This is a genomic window from Acinetobacter qingfengensis (assembly GCF_008693185.1).
Classification (GTDB): domain Bacteria; phylum Pseudomonadota; class Gammaproteobacteria; order Pseudomonadales; family Moraxellaceae; genus Acinetobacter; species Acinetobacter qingfengensis.
This window is the reverse complement of sequence record NZ_VXKN01000010.1, coordinates 117,300-130,888: the sequence shown is the minus strand read 5'-3', so window position 1 is coordinate 130,888 and position 13,589 is coordinate 117,300. Positions and strand designations below refer to the sequence as shown.

Here is a 13,589-nt window from a genome sequence, read left to right as displayed (position 1 = left end):
GTTACCCATGTGAGAGTAAGTCATCGCCAGCTCATTATTCTAACCCCCGGTAGTCATCCTGCCGGGGGTTCTTCTTTTATCCAAATAAAATCCATATTTTAAATACTCCCTCAGCCTTGCATATGATCGATATTTATTCTATATTCTTGAAATTTCTACCAAAATATATGCTTTATTTTATGTTGAATTCAAATTATGTTTTAGTTTGAATAAAATTTGAAGTTATTTAAAACTATTTATAAATTATACCTATTTCTTGGTATTTTATTTTTATATTAAAAATGTAATTTTATTTGTATAAAGTTTGATTAATACGAGATAAGTTATGTTTTTGCGACACGATGATGAGAATACATGGACAGAAAAAATAATCATTTTCTGTATGTGCCTATTTCTATTACTAGGATTATCGTGTGGTGTCATTGCTTTGATATATAAGGATATTTTATTGTGTATTATAAGTTTCTCATTTTTTGTATGTGCTTTTTTGTTAAAAAGTGAGGGGAAGATAACATTTTTTTCTAAAAATAAGAAGTAGTTATTATTATTTGTACGTATGATAATAATATAGGTCTAAATCATATTGATATTAGACCTATATTTATTATATTTATTTTTTGAATGGAAATGCATATTTTAAAATACGGCCAATAACCTGACCATATTGTTTACGCAATGTTGCATTATTATAGTTTAAACCATATTTTTTACATACAGCTTCAACTTTTGGTCCCATTTTACGATAGCGACGTGCTGGAATCTCAGGATAAAGATGATGTTCAATCTGATGACTTAAATGTCCTGTCATGATATGGAAAAACTCTGAGCCTTCCAGATTGGATGAACCTCGAATTTGTCGCATGTACCAATGTCCTTTACTTTCATTTTGTAGTACAGATCTTGGAAAAACCTCTACATCTTTGGTGAAATGTCCGCAGAAAATTACACTAAATGTCCAGACATTACGAATACCATTTGCTGCAAGATTACCTGCCAGAACAGGTAAGGCTGTTCCTAGTGGTAATGCCAATGCTGGGAAGAAAGCGTAATCCTTGAGCAATTGTCTAGTCACTTTATTTTGTACTGGTTTCCATTCTTGCCATAGCTGTTTCCATGTTTTTTTGCCATAAATTACGCGGCCTAATTCCAGATTTTGTATAGCTACACCCCATTGAAAAAGTAAACTAAAAGGGATGCAATATAGAGGCTGTAATAGATAACCAGCTTTCCAGCGTTGTTCTGGAAATAAGCGAACGAGGCCATAGCCAATATCATCATCCATACCTTTGATGTTAGTATAGGTGTGATGCTTGAAATTATGGGTCTGACGCCAGTTATCGGCTGTTCCAACATTATCCCATTCGTAGCTTTGGCCTTTAAATTTGGGATCATTCATCCAGTCATATTGCCCATGCATGACATTATGACCAACTTCCATATTTTCCAGAATTTTTGAAATGCCTAATAAAGTTGTACCTAATAACCATGTTGGTGGAAACCAGCCGGCAAATAGACAAGCACGTCCAGCAATACTGGTATATCGGACGGCAGCATAGACACGCCGAATGTATTTGGCATCTTTTTCGCCTAAATCATCAATGACTTCTTGTTTGATGGCATCTAACTCTTGTGCGAGTGCATCTAATTCGATTTCGGATAGGTCACGATTTTTAGGATTTTTAAAGTAATGAGTTTTAACTTGCATGTTCATGGCGGTTACTCGATATGCTTATAAATCTAGAATAAGGTCACTTTGTGCAGTATTGACACAGATGCGTAAGTCTTGGTTGGGTTCATTATTGATAGAGCCATCGTTAAGGTTTTTGGTTTGTCCATTCGCTTTTTTGCAAGAACATTTATTACAAATTCCCATGCGACAACCATGTGTAGGTTTAACATTTGCTTGTTCTAGCCCGATGAGAATGGGCTGACCTTTAGGAATAGTGACTATTTGGTTGGACTTGCTTAATGTGATTTGAATCACACCGGCTTCAGTATCTACAGGTATTGGACTTAAGCTAAATGCTTCACTACAAAGTTGTTTTGCATCTGAAAAAACTTGAGTTGCAGCATTGACGAAGCCGGAAGGCCCACAGATATAGACATCCTGTTGTTGAATGTTGTTGAATTTTTTTCGATGTTCAGTATTGATGCGAGAATCAAAAGGTGTTTGTTGTGTGCAAAAATACTGAACATTGAAATGGGTATATTGTTCTTGCCATTGTGTAAATTCAGTTTGAAAAGCAAAATCTTGTTGCTGTTTTGCCCAGTACAGTAAAGTAATCTGGATATTGGACAGTTGCCCGTTTTGTGCGAGATTGTATAGCATACTGTACATTGGCGTAATGCCACTGCCTGCTGCAACCATGATTAATTGTTGGGGTAACTGTGACAGTGTCATGTCACCATAAGGTGTTCCGAGTTCAATGATATCGCCAATGTGAGATTGTTCACAAAGCCAATGGCTCATAATGCCTTGAGGGACTTTTTTTACATTAATCTGGACATGGTTGGCATTGAGTTGCGTTAGGCTGTAGGTGCGTTCATATTTACGGCCTTCAATTTCGACTTTAATGGGATGATGTTGCCCAGGAAGTCCATATTGCATGTTGCGATTACAACGTACAGTGAGTGCAATCATGTCATGTGCAATGATTTTTTTATTGACAATTTTACCTAGGACTTCATGAGTAGACCATAATGGATTGATTTTTTGTAGCCAAAAGTTGGTCATATCACGATCATAGATACTTTCAGCTGCGATCTCGAGTAGATTTGACTTACGTTGTAGTTGCTGCATAGGACTCATCTCAATGCCATTTTTTAATTATTATACACTTGTATATACACTTGTATATAGATTGTGCAAAAACTTAACAAATAAATTTACTATCTTCCAGAGTGCTGAAAAGGCTATAATCCTGACTGAATTCATCGGTGATCAATGGGTATGCAATCGAGCTTAACAAAAACAATAGCAAGTCAACATGAACAAAATGTGATGGACGTGCCGCAAAAAAATAGCTTACGTGGTGCAGGGCGTAAAGCGACAATCACTCAGGAAGAGTTATTTCAGGCAACATTGAATTTGATTGGTCCAGAAAAAAGTATTTCATCATTGAGCTTACGTGAGATTGCAAGAGAAGCGGGTATCGCACCCAATAGTTTTTATCGCCATTTTAAGGATATTGATGAACTTGCAATTGCATTGATCAATCGCGCTGGTCTAGTACTAAGACAGATTATCCGCGAAGCAAGGCTACAAGCCAATCAAAAAAAAAGTGTCATTCGTTCTTCAGTGGAAATTTTTTTACAGCAGTTGGATACAGATGAAGGCAATTTAAGTTTATTGCTAAGAGAAGGTTATACTGGTTCATCTTCGTATAAAAAGGCTGTGGAGCAGCAACTCACCAATTTTCAGCATGAATTACAGGATGATTTGATCAGGCTTGGACGATTAAATAAAGAAAATATTGAATACGCAGATATAGTCGCCAAAGCCATTACACAACTGGTATTTAATATGGGTGCCAAAGTGCTGGATTTGTCTATTGCAGAGCGTCAGGTGATTGCTGAAGAAACCATGTTGATGATTAGAATGATCATGGAAGGTGCCAAGCAGATTAGTCAAAGAGATAAATCGCTGGATATATAGTATGATCAAAAGCCTGTAATGACTTTTGATCATGCGATAGAAACATTATTTTTGTTTTAAATTCAATGTGGTTAAGTGTGTTGGTTCATTTACGTGAGCTTTCATCAAGCTGGCAACCAATGCGGTTAGTAAGCAGCCAACAGTGAGGTAAATCGCAACCAGAATCCAGTGTCCACCTGCCCATGCAATTAAGGCTGAGGCGATAAAAGGCGTAAAACCGCCTCCTACGATACTGGCAATTTGATAACCAACACCGGCACCACTATAACGATATTCTGTACCGAATAATTCTGTAAAAATTGGCTGATGTACACTGACCACCATATCATGAGATAGATTTGCCAATAAAATTGATAAAATCACAATCCAAAATAATGCGCCATGTTGTAATGCAATAAAGAATGGGAATGCAGCAAGTGCACCAATTAAGCCACCGATAATACACATTCTTCTGCGTCCAAAACGATCTGCAATAAAAGCAAAAAATGGAATAGAGATACAGCTAATCGCTCCAACCATTAGGGAAATATTCAAGAATATTTGCGATGACATATGCAAATGTTGGGTCGAATAATTAAGCGCAAATGTCGTCACTAGATACATGGTTAATAGTTCTGCCAAACGTAGGGCAATAATAAATAGAAAGCCTTTAGGACTTTCCTTGATCGCCTGTAAGATTGGAAGTGTTTTATGTTTTTTAGGTGTGTCATGGGCTGTCTGGATAAATTCTGGTGATTCATCCTGATCATTGCGGATCCATAACGCGATACAGACTAAAACAATACTGGCAATAAATGGGATACGCCATGCCCAATGATTAAATGCATCCTGACCAAAGCTGAAAATGGTAATAGAAACGATTCCTGATGCCAGCATTAGTCCTACACCATAACCAATTTGTACACCACTACTGTAAAATGCTTTTTTATGTTCTGGGGCATTTTCTACGGCCATTAATGCTGCCCCCCCCCATTCTCCACCAACAGCAAAACCTTGTATGGCTCGTAATGTAACGAGAAGCACTGGTGCCCACCAGCCGATTTGTTGGAAATTGGGTAATAAACCGATCAATACTGTGGCAGCACCCATCAAGAATACTGTAAGAAACAGCATTTTTTTACGGCCAACCTTGTCACCAAAATGGCCAAATACCAGCCCCCCTAAGGGCCTAAATAAAAAGCCAACGCCAAAAGTGGCAAACGCAGCCAGTGTCCCCATGGTTGGACTGATACTTGGAAAAAATTGATCTTTAAATACGAGTGCAGCCACAATCCCATATAATAGAAAATCGTACCAGTCGACAACTGCACCGACAAAACTGCTTAGAGCAGCTTTACGTGCTCGTTTTTCGTTATATTCAAGATTTAAATTGGACGAATTCATTAAAATCATACCATGCCAAACAGTAAAAATTGTCCTTGCATGTTGTAATGAGTGTTAAAGCAGCAATTACAGCAAGAGTGAATATCAGAATAAAAAGGGTGGGTATTCTGACTAAAATTGCACATGGATAATGTAGCGTGCATAGCTTAATCAAAAAATCTTCTTAGTGCGATAAGCGATCGATTTGATAGGATGGATTTGGTTAAAAAAACATCTTTATTCGTTAAGAATATCGTATTGCAAAAATCTGCTTGAGTTCAAAGTCCAAATATTGATAGCCTAAATGAAATTATGGGGCAAAGTTATGCAACTCTTTAGACGAATTCATCAAAAATTAAACTGGCCTATTCGGCGCTATTTTGCATTGATTGGCGGTATTTTATTTTTAACTTATCTTGGTTCAGCCGTATATCAGGTATATAAACCGCTACCTTCAGGATTGGATATCAAAAGCCCACCACGTTCCTCTGATGTTGAATTTCTCAGTGATTTAACTTATCAGGATGCGCAAGGTAAACAGCATAGTGAACAGCAGATTTTTGATGCGATGCTAACTTTGATTGAACAGGCTCAGAATACAATTGTGCTGGACATGTTTTTATTCAACAATGAAACGGGTAGTTCTACAATTCGTCATCGTGCATTGACACAGGAGTTGACACAAGCTCTGATTGACAAAAGGCAGCTTAATCCCAATATTGATATTCAACTGATTACCGACCCAATCAATACTGTATACGGTGGTACAGATCCAGAACATCTTCGGCGATTAAAAGCAGCGGGTATCAATGTGATTTATACAGATTTAACCGTATTGAGAGCATCTAATCCTGCTTGGTCTGGGTTTTGGTATATGTGTTGTCAAAATCTAGGTAACAGTAGTACAGGTGGATGGCTCCCTAATCCTTTTGGTGATGAAAAGGTGACATTGCGTAGCTATTTCCAGCTATTGAACTTTAAGGCTAATCACCGTAAAACATTGGTTGTCGATACACTTGATGGCTGGAAAGCATTGGTGTCCTCAGCAAATCCGCATGATGGAAGTTCTTTACATAGCAATGTTGCAATGATTTTGCATGATAAATCTGCAATTGATGTGTTAGATAGTGAACGTGCTGTTGCACAATTTTCGCAGGGTGATGCACCAATGGTAATTCTACCTGAACCTAAAGCCAATCCTGCTTTGCCTAAAGTCCAAATTTTGACTGAAAAAGCCATTTATGAGGAAGTTTTGGCGCAAATTAATCAACTGAAAAGAAATGAACAATTAGATTTAATGATGTTCTATTTATCTGATCGGGATATAGTTAAGGCAATTGTTGCAGCAAGACAGCGTGGTGTTGTCGTAAGGGTAGTCCTTGATCCAAATAAAGATGCGTTCGGTCGCCAGAAAAATGGTATTCCAAATCGTCAGGTTGCGTGGGAGTTACATCGACAAGGGGTACCGGTTCGATGGTGTGCAACCAATGGTGAACAATGCCATAGTAAATTATTAATTCTGGGTAAACAGACAGGGGAAAAGCAAATAATTCTCGGATCCGCTAACTATACGGCAAGAAATCTGAATAATTATAATCTGGAAACCAATGTTTCTGTTCAAGCTCAAAATAACTATACGGCAGTAGTGCAGGCACAACAATACTTTGAAACAGTATGGCGAAACCCCGATCATGAAAAAATAACCGTAGATTATGCACAATATAAGGATGAGTCCAGTACCAAATACTGGCTATATCGTTTTATGGAATGGTCTGGATTATCAACGTTCTAATGATCTTAATTTATTAGGCCAGATGGATTCAAGGTGCAAATTTATTGCACCTTTTTATTTACTTTAGCTGTTCAAATTCTTGATTAGATTGTTGATCTTGTGGCATATCTAGGCGATCAAGTTTAATTCTGATTAAAGCCAGCTTTTGCTCTGCATGCGAAAGATATTCACGTACACTGGCTTCGGAATAGCTTTGGCAGAACAGATTTTCATTGATATATTTAAATTTTTGCTGAATGTGTTGTTTATCCTGTTCAGCAACATTTTCTTGTTCCAATAACTTTTTAAAGCGCTGTAATAATTCTACAGTTTCACTACTAATATAGGCTTGCGCATCGGCTGCCATTTCTTCAATCTCTCGTTGTGTTTGGTATTTACGATAACGGTAAATTGCAAAAGCAACAAATCCAAGTAGTAATAAAATAAAAATGCCCATGTGCGATTGTTCCGAGCCAAAATTTATGTTGTATCATTATTCAACAAAAGTCAGTGTAATATAAAGAAAAACCAGATTAACGCTAGATATTTCTACTCAAAAGCAAATTTAATAATAAAAAAAGCTACGACTTTGGGGAGAGTCGTAGCAAAAAGGAGGAGAAGTTCATCATAGTATGTAAAAATTAAACTAGCTATTGTACAGTTCTACACGTTTCTGTTTTGGCATCACTAACCACAACACCAAATAAACCAGAATACCAGGAAATCCAGCGCTAGAAATCGAAACCAGAACAAAAACAATTCGAAGTAAGTTTGCATTCCAGCCAAAACGTTCCGCAATACCACCCATTACACCTGCGATCATGTGTTGACTGTCAGAGCGATAAAGGCCTTTTGTTTGCATGGGATGTTATATCTCCTATGAGTTAAAATATAATCACATCATCATTAATGCTTAGTTATTATTTAGGGATATTGGGATAAATTTCAAAGTAAAAAGCATCACAATCCTGTAAAAATATGTAAATAATCACACTTTTGAGTAAATGTTTGGAATCTTATCGTGATGAAAGATTCAAGATGAAAATAATCTGTGAAATAAGTTGTCTGTTAGTAAGTATGATTTAAAGTTATTCAATTTTGATTCGAAGCTGAAAAAAATGATATTACCCCCATTATAAAAGAATGACTCATTACATCTGCGACATAATGCCTGGGTGGTGTTATTGGGAATAACTTATTTTATAGGTGATACATCGTGAGAAAAATTATTGGTACCATGCATAGTCAACAAATCCATTGGGTAGGAGATGGTTTTCCAGTCAAAACCTTATTTTCCTATGACCGTTTAGGGCAGGCAATCAGTCCATTTTTACTGTTGGATTATGCAGCACCATATTATTTTGCTCCAACAACACAGCGTCATGGTGTTGGTTCCCACCCGCATCGTGGTTTTGAAACCGTTACACTTGCTTATCAGGGTGAAGTTACACATAAAGACTCAAGTGGTGGTGGCGGAACCATTAAAACTGGTGATGTACAATGGATGACCGCAGCGGCTGGTTTGGTGCATGAGGAATTTCATTCTACAGATTTTGCAGCACAGGGTGGAAATTTTGAAATGGTGCAGTTGCGGGTAAATTTACCTGCAAAATCAAAAATGACTACACCTAAATATCAAGCGATTGATGCAAAAATAATTCCCCAATTGGTATTGGATGAGCAGGGAAGTTATTTAAGAGTAATTGCAGGTCAATATCTAGAAAGATCAGGTGCAGCCACAACATTTACCCCAGTCAATGTATGGGATGGTGAATTGAAAGCGGCAACACGACACCAATTTCTTGTACCCACAACGCATAATGCAATATTTGTAGTTTTATCTGGGCAAGTGCTGGTGAATGAAATGCAGCAAGTGAATGAGCATGGCATTGTAATTTTTGCTCGGGATGGTGAAACAGGCTTTAACGTGCAAGCTGTGGCAGACAGTAAATTTGTGCTGTTGACGGGTGAGCCATTAAATGAGCCAATACAGGGATATGGTCCTTTTGTAATGAATACTCAACTGGAAATCACTCAGGCTTTTGATGACTTTAGACAAGGTAAATTTGGTCAAATTCATGTGATGTAAATGATCTAAGAAATTACCATTAAGCATATATTATGAGTTGATTTTTCTGGATATTTCCATTTTTACCGATCCAGAAAGGCCGGTTTTTTTCACCATGACCAAACCAGCTGCAGACATAAAGTGGAATTTGTAATGGATTTAGATGTTCAGCAAAAATTTCAGCAATACTTTGAGGTACGCCTCGTTGAGGGCAATGATAGAAATCACCCAAAATAATCGCTTCAAGATGATTTATATCAATGCTTTGTAAAAGTTGCACCAATAATCGTTCCAGACGGTAGTAGGACTCACCAACATCTTCCAGTAATAATATACTGGGTTGTTTAAGATGTAATGCCCAAGGTGTACCTTGTACACTGCATAATGTACTGAGGTTGCCACCTAAAATTTTGCCTGACAATGTTATAGGTTGTGTATGACTACATGCTGCCAATGTAATGTCATAATGAATGGCATCATGCTGTAATAAGGGATTGAGTAAAGTCAGCACTTCTTGTGCATCAGTACAAATTGGTTGATTTTCAAGTAAATTTTTTTGTGAAATTTCCTGAAATACCGGTCCATGAATGGCTTGCCCACCCTGCATGGCAATGTAGTTTAATAATACGGTACTGTCTGAATAACCAATCAAAGCTTTATTGAGTAGCCAAGTATCCAGATAGGGTAATAATTGTCCAGCGCCTGTACCGCCACGCGCGCACCAGATGGCATCAATACTTTTATCTTCGCAGGCAGTTTTTAAATCTGTCAGGCGTTCGTTGCTTGTCCCAGCCAAATAGCGATGTTGGGCTTCAAGATGTCGAGCAAAAGACACTTGAATACCCAATGTAGATACATGTTGTTTTGCCTGCTGAATTGGATCAATATCAACACAGGCGCTAGGTGCCAAAACACGGATATGCATAGAAAAAATATAGAAAATAATGAAAATAGAAGTGAAACATAACATGCTTTCTTCTATCTGGCTATCAAGCTGATGAAATTGATAAAATCACGATGTGTCATATTACATTTTGATTTATAAGATAAAAATAACTAGAATTGTTTAGGATCGTATTGTTGTAGATATCACTTAAAAAAATATATAAAAAAATTTTTCTTAAAATTTTATTCTGGGAATGAAAATATTCTACAAGGGTTTATATGCAGCTTTAAGCATGGCTTGATATAAATTTTATTGAATAAGAAAACGTGTAAATCATGAAAATATAAATGATAGCAGTAAGTTTGATGAGTAATTGGACATAATTCTAATAGGCTGAAAAACCCATTTCTGGGATAAATTGGTACAAATAATTAATGATATATGGTATTTATTTTTGAAATAATGGATGGCGTTTGTAAAAAAAATCATATTAAATCGATCAGCAATTCATCGAAGGATGCATCTGCATTGATGCAGGTGTGAAATAAAAATATATAGCGTGAGGATCGATGCTATGCAGATCGGTGTCCCAAACGAAACCTATCCAAACGAAACACGTGTCGCAGCAACACCTGAAACAGTAAAGAAACTGATTCAGGCTGGGCATCAGGTGGTTATACAGCGTGGAGCAGGATTTCGGGCAGCTTATCCTGATTCACATTATGAACAGGTCGGTGCCCGTTTGGTGGAAAATGCCTATGCTCAAAGTGAACTTATTTTAAAGATTCGGGCTCCTCAGGGCGAGGAGATTGAACAGCTTGCTGCCAATTCCATTGTGATTGCAATGTTTGATCCCTATCGAAATACAGAACTGGCGCATTTTGCCCAACAAAATGTATCTGCCTTCGCCCTTGAACTTTTGCCCAGAACTTTGTCACGTGCTCAAAACATGGATGTTCTGTCTTCTCAGGCAAATTTATCCGGTTATAAAGCGGTATTACTGGCAGCCAATGCGTATCAACGCTTATTCCCAATGTTGATGACTGCTGCCGGAACGGTAAAGCCTGCCCGGGTTGTCGTTATGGGGGTTGGTGTGGCTGGATTACAGGCGATTGCCACAGCCAAGCGCTTGGGAGCTGTTGTGGAAGCTACGGATTTACGACCAACAGCCAAAGAGCAAGTCGAGTCTTTGGGTGGGAAATGGCTAGATGTACCAATGTCAGCAGAAGAGCAGCAACGTGCTGATGATGCACTGAAAAATGGCTATGGCTGGACACCGGGCGAACAATACATCAAAGATCAGGCAGCAATTGTAGATAAGGCAGTGGCCAATGCAGATATCGTGATTACTACAGCCTTATTGCCGGGACGTAATGCACCTCGATTGATTCATGCAGAAACTGTGGCAAAAATGAAGCCGGGTTCGGTCATTCTGGATATGGCAGTCGAAACGGGTGGCAATGTTGCAGGCTCGGTTGTAGATCAAACAGTATCTACTGAGAATGGTGTGAAAATTCTCGGTATTGCCAATATCCCTGCCACAGTAGCCACAGAAGCATCGGCATTGTTTGCACGTAATATTTTGAATTTTATTGAAACTTTATATGATGAGCAAAAAGTGATCCAGATTAATCCGGAGGATGAAATTCAAAAAGCTTTATTGGTAACACATGACGGTCAAGTGCGTTTAAAGCGTGGCTGAGGAGAATAACCATGGTAGAAACAATCACAATTTTCGTCTTGGCAATCTTTGTAGGATATTACGTGGTCTGGGGGGTAACTCCTGCATTACATACACCGTTAATGGCCGTCACTAATGCATTATCTTCCATCATTATTGTGGGGGCAATGATACAAACGATCGGATTGCCTGTATTTGGTGTGGATGGTCATGTGGCATTTCAGAGCATTAATCTGGTGAGCGTATTAGGTGCAATCGCTGTATTTTTGGCAAGTATTAATATTTTTGGTGGTTTTGCAGTGACTGCAAGAATGCTGGAAATGTTTAAGCCAAAACCAAAGAAAAAGGAGGATTAAATCATGGAGTTGATTCGTGCCAATGCAGAATGGTTGTATTTGATCGGTGCCATTTTATTTATTCTGACTTTACGTGGTTTATCCGGTCCTAAAACGGCAATTACGGGTAATCGCTATGGCATGATTGCTATGGCAATTGCTGTACTGACCACATTTTTTGTTGCAGATCAGCCTGTGATCTGGATGATTGTGACGGCAATGATTCTAGGTGGCATTGTTGGTATTGCACGTGCCAAAACTGTACCCATGACGCAAATGCCCGAAACTGTTGCCTTGATGCATTCACTGGTTGGCTTGTCCGCAGTATTGATTGCAATTGCGGCCATTTTGCATAATAACCATTTGGTAAATTTATTTTATATAAATGAAGCATCATTGCTTGCTGCTGGAGTTCAACATGCGCACATGAATAAGGTGCATTTATTTGAACTATTTGTGGGATGCTTTGTTGGTGCAATTACCTTTACAGCCTCTGTATTTGCTTACGGAAAGCTGGCTGCAAAAAAATGGGCAAAAACTATCTCAGGTACCTGGGTAAAACCTGTTCAGGCCATATTGTTTATTGCCATGTTGATTTGTGGTTTTTATTTCTTTTCAACGGGAAATATGCCATCGTTTTGGGCAATGACAATTCTGGCACTCATTTTTGGCTGGGTCTGGATTGCACCGGTTGGCGGTGGTGATATGCCTGTCGTTGTGTCATTGCTCAACTCGTTTTCAGGCTGGGCAGCCGCAGGGATTGGTTTTACGCTTGAAAACAATATGTTGATTGTTGCTGGCTCACTGGTTGGTTCATCAGGTGCCATTTTATCCTATATCATGTGTAAAGCCATGAATCGCAATATTATCAATGTGTTATTTGGTGGTGCGATGGGTAGTACAGCGCAAAGTAACAGTGTTGTAACAGGTGAACAGATACAACGCAATTATCGGTCAGGTTCGGCTGATGATGCTGGGTTTTTAATGTCAAATGCTGATAGTGTTGTGATTGTACCGGGATATGGTATGGCGCAGGGACGTGCGCAAAATGCAGTCAAAGAATTGGCTAATTTGCTCAAGGAGCAGGGGGTTAGGGTACGCTTTGCCATCCATCCTGTTGCAGGTCGTATGCCGGGTCACATGAATGTTTTATTGGCCGAAGCAGATGTGCCTTATGAAGATATTCTGGAAATGGATGAAATTAATGCAGATTTCCCAGCAACTGATGTGGTTTTAGTCATTGGCGCCAATGATGTAGTTAACCCTGCGGCAAAAGATGATCCGAGTTCGCCAATTTATGGTATGCCAATTCTGGAAGCACATAAGGCCAGAACAATATTAGTGATCAAGCGGTCCATGGCAACAGGTTATGCTGGTCTGGATAATGATTTGTTCTATAATGAAAAAACGATGATGGTGTTTGGGGATGCCAAAAAAGTAGTAGAAGATATGACCAAAGCCATTAATGGAACAGGACATTGAGTTATTCCAAAACAAAAATCGAGTGATGTTGTCACTCGATTTGATTTTTATAAATCAGAACGTTTTATTTTGCTTTACTGTGGAGATTATTTCTGATTCTGATCATCTGGTTTACGACCTTTGATCACCATATATAAAATAGCACTCATTAATAACCATGCGCCTAAAAATACACTCGCACAAAATGCCAGAATACGGCCATTACGTTCAAGATGCCACCAGTTAAAATGAAGTGCAGCCATTACCAAAGCCCACTGTGCCAATGCAAATACAATGATCACAAGGGAATGTCGCTTGACATCAGGACGCATCGCCATAGCAAATTACCTAAATAGGAGAGAAGAGAATA

The 13,589-nt window shown here is 38.5% G+C and carries 13 protein-coding genes; 6 read left to right on the top strand and 7 right to left on the bottom strand.

All coding sequences use genetic code 11. The annotated features are described in order from the left end of the window. Window positions 1-610: 610 nt before the first annotated feature. Window positions 611-1,711 (bottom strand): fatty acid desaturase family protein, encoded by a 1,101-nt coding sequence (locus F4V57_RS12450; RefSeq protein WP_070071031.1) that lies wholly within the window; start codon window positions 1,709-1,711, stop codon window positions 611-613. A gap of 18 nt (window positions 1,712-1,729) precedes the next feature. Beyond that, the gene (locus tag F4V57_RS12445; protein WP_070071030.1) at window positions 1,730-2,800 is read right to left on the bottom strand and encodes a flavin reductase family protein; all 1,071 of its coding nucleotides are present in this window, start codon (window positions 2,798-2,800) and stop codon (window positions 1,730-1,732) included. Between the two features lie 201 nt (window positions 2,801-3,001). Here F4V57_RS12445 and fabR point away from each other — a divergent pair, with 201 nt between their 5' ends. After that, entirely contained in the window at window positions 3,002-3,655 is a 654-nt protein-coding gene (gene fabR / locus F4V57_RS12440; RefSeq protein WP_406564536.1) for an HTH-type transcriptional repressor FabR, read from the top strand. 45 nt (window positions 3,656-3,700) lie between these two features. On the opposite strand, the gene shiA is transcribed toward fabR, so the two are convergent. After that, window positions 3,701-5,038: a shikimate transporter gene (gene shiA / locus F4V57_RS12435; RefSeq protein WP_070071028.1), complete on the bottom strand. Its 1,338-nt coding sequence runs from the start codon at window positions 5,036-5,038 to the stop codon at window positions 3,701-3,703. 304 nt (window positions 5,039-5,342) lie between these two features. Here shiA and F4V57_RS12430 point away from each other — a divergent pair, with 304 nt between their 5' ends. Next, entirely contained in the window at window positions 5,343-6,809 is a 1,467-nt protein-coding gene (locus F4V57_RS12430; protein WP_070071040.1) for a phospholipase D-like domain-containing protein, read from the top strand. Between the two features lie 58 nt (window positions 6,810-6,867). On the opposite strand, the gene F4V57_RS12425 is transcribed toward F4V57_RS12430, so the two are convergent. Continuing rightward, entirely contained in the window at window positions 6,868-7,245 is a 378-nt protein-coding gene (locus tag F4V57_RS12425; RefSeq protein WP_070071027.1) for a hypothetical protein, read from the bottom strand. A gap of 189 nt (window positions 7,246-7,434) precedes the next feature. Further along, window positions 7,435-7,650 (bottom strand): PspC domain-containing protein, encoded by a 216-nt coding sequence (locus F4V57_RS12420; protein ID WP_070071026.1) that lies wholly within the window; start codon window positions 7,648-7,650, stop codon window positions 7,435-7,437. Between the two features lie 354 nt (window positions 7,651-8,004). Between F4V57_RS12420 and F4V57_RS12415 the strand changes: the two genes are divergently transcribed. Then, window positions 8,005-8,877 (top strand): pirin family protein, encoded by an 873-nt coding sequence (locus F4V57_RS12415; RefSeq protein WP_070071025.1) that lies wholly within the window; start codon window positions 8,005-8,007, stop codon window positions 8,875-8,877. A 19-nt stretch (window positions 8,878-8,896) separates the two neighbouring features. Here F4V57_RS12415 and F4V57_RS12410 read toward each other — a convergent pair whose 3' ends face one another. Further along, window positions 8,897-9,781, bottom strand: coding sequence for an LD-carboxypeptidase (locus F4V57_RS12410; RefSeq protein WP_070071024.1), 885 nt, complete (start codon window positions 9,779-9,781; stop codon window positions 8,897-8,899). 535 nt (window positions 9,782-10,316) lie between these two features. Here F4V57_RS12410 and F4V57_RS12405 point away from each other — a divergent pair. Genes F4V57_RS12405 through F4V57_RS12395 form a run of 3 tightly spaced genes read left to right on the top strand, consistent with a single transcriptional unit; the run spans window position 10,317 to window position 13,240 of the window. Then, complete coding sequence (locus F4V57_RS12405; RefSeq protein WP_070071023.1) at window positions 10,317-11,444, top strand: Re/Si-specific NAD(P)(+) transhydrogenase subunit alpha; 1,128 nt, start codon at window positions 10,317-10,319, stop codon at window positions 11,442-11,444. Between the two features lie 11 nt (window positions 11,445-11,455). After that, complete coding sequence (locus F4V57_RS12400) at window positions 11,456-11,779, top strand: proton-translocating transhydrogenase family protein (protein ID WP_070071022.1); 324 nt, start codon at window positions 11,456-11,458, stop codon at window positions 11,777-11,779. 3 nt (window positions 11,780-11,782) lie between these two features. Continuing rightward, the gene (locus F4V57_RS12395) at window positions 11,783-13,240 is read left to right on the top strand and encodes an NAD(P)(+) transhydrogenase (Re/Si-specific) subunit beta (RefSeq protein WP_070071021.1); all 1,458 of its coding nucleotides are present in this window, start codon (window positions 11,783-11,785) and stop codon (window positions 13,238-13,240) included. 86 nt (window positions 13,241-13,326) lie between these two features. On the opposite strand, the gene F4V57_RS12390 is transcribed toward F4V57_RS12395, so the two are convergent. Continuing rightward, on the bottom strand, window positions 13,327-13,557 hold the full coding sequence (locus tag F4V57_RS12390) for a hypothetical protein (protein WP_070071020.1): 231 nt from the start codon (window positions 13,555-13,557) through the stop codon (window positions 13,327-13,329). Window positions 13,558-13,589 lie beyond the last annotated feature (32 nt).